The sequence below is a fragment of the Saccharospirillum impatiens DSM 12546 genome (assembly GCF_000423605.1).
Taxonomy (GTDB): Bacteria; Pseudomonadota; Gammaproteobacteria; order Pseudomonadales; family Natronospirillaceae; genus Saccharospirillum; species Saccharospirillum impatiens.
In genome coordinates this window covers 1-1,685 of the sequence record NZ_AUIH01000141.1, presented here as the reverse complement: position 1 = coordinate 1,685, position 1,685 = coordinate 1, and the positions used below count along the sequence as shown (strand labels likewise).

The window sequence follows — 1,685 nt, the reverse complement described above, 5'->3', positions numbered from 1 at the left end:
TCGTTCCTTCGAAGGGTTCAGAACGAGCATACTGTTTTACTGCGGGAAGCTGGAAATGCAGCCGTAGGGCTCCACAGATTTCTACGAAGAACCATTTTTTGGGAGAGACTACTTGGCCGAAGAAAATTTGCAAACACTGAAAAACCAACCTTTAATAGGGCGAGCAACTAGGTTCTGATAATATTGTATTAACGCACTCAATGGAACAAGATTGAGCTCATGGAGGCAAAGCCGCAATGCAGTAGCCATGACTGGTATGGGTAGCTTTAGTGTTTATAGGTATGGTTCCCCCTTTTTTATAAAGGATGTCAAAAGTAGAGCTTAGACCAATGCGGCGAATTCCTCCAGAAAACTGCATTGTTTCTACATCAAAGCTTATTGAGGGTGTAGATTCGTCCTCTTCGACGGAAATAGACATAACGACCTGAAGCTTAGAGAAAACAGCGAATTTTCCTGTGACATCAACGTACTCGTCAACACCATTAGCGGGCGGCCAATCTGATTCCCTAACGGAATTCAAATAGATTGAGCTCAAACTGCGCATGAAGCAACTGAACCAGCCCAGCCAAAAACATTGATACCATTCGCAGGCCCCCCCCCCCCGCCAGGACATACCCGCAGGCTTACCACTTAGATTACAGGACTACCTGGAGCTAGTTGACTGGACGGGCAGACAGACTCGAACTGGCAAGCGTGGAAGTATCGACCAACAGACCCCTCCCATCCTCAAACGCCTCAACATCAAGGTTGAACATTGGGTTTACAACACCCAGCATTTCAAGAGTCAGTTCAAAGGTATTGTGGGATACCGTCTTTTCGAATAAGGCTCAATGCCGCCTGCTGGGGTATCAGCGAATATCAGGGCTGGCGGCGGCAAGTCAAATAATCCGGCTTACTCTTTCAGAATCAACTATCAGGGCTCCATGAGGGTTTACTGTGCCTGAATATTGATACTTTGTACCAATAAACCCAGTTTCTCGATCTAGATCATTGGTTACCTTTCACTTTTAAACGAGTCTTTAGGTCCGGCCGCTGAACCTATTCAATATTCGCTCCTTTGGGTGCCCTATTAGTCTACCGAGAGTAATCATACTCATTCCAGGTTGCATCTTTAGGCTCCTAACGCCAATATAAAACGGCGCCCGACTACGGCGCCCGGTGGACGTCCGCCAGGACGGGAACGAACTTGAATGACTGGTATTGCGCTACCCGAAGAAGCAGCCATTCTCGTCGGCATTCACGATAGCAAAAAATTCCTCGATGGAGCGTGACTCAGGTTCTGGAGTATACGAGTGCCATTTCAGGTCACTGCGCATCCAGTAGATTTTCCAGCATGGAGATTTTTTGACGTAGGTAGCTTTTGCCACCGGCGACTCAATGTTAGTAGACGGCTCGCGGAAGTGTGGACGAATCTCGACAATCTGCACACTTTGGCCAGAAACTCGAACGTCTAAATCTAACTGGGGTCGGATCTCGACTGGCGGCCTTCGGTCTCCCAGAAACTCGGAAGCGGCTCGCTCAATTTTCTTTGCTTCAAACTCACTGAATACCATATGGATTCTCTGTGTGGGAACGCCCACATACCAGTCTACTAGCAGGCTGTTGAAATTATTCCGCATGAACCGTGGGTTTGGTAACATACTCTCAGTCAAACTGATCCGGAGCCAATCAGATAATGCGCGGTC

1 protein-coding gene is annotated in these 1,685 nt (G+C 47.8%); it reads right to left on the bottom strand.

Annotated elements, in window-relative coordinates; all coding sequences use genetic code 11:
* Nucleotides 1–1,205 precede the first annotated feature (1,205 nt).
* A partial coding sequence (locus G565_RS0120900) for a DUF3024 domain-containing protein (RefSeq protein WP_245584233.1) occupies nucleotides 1,206–1,685 on the bottom strand: 480 nt, incomplete at its 5' end.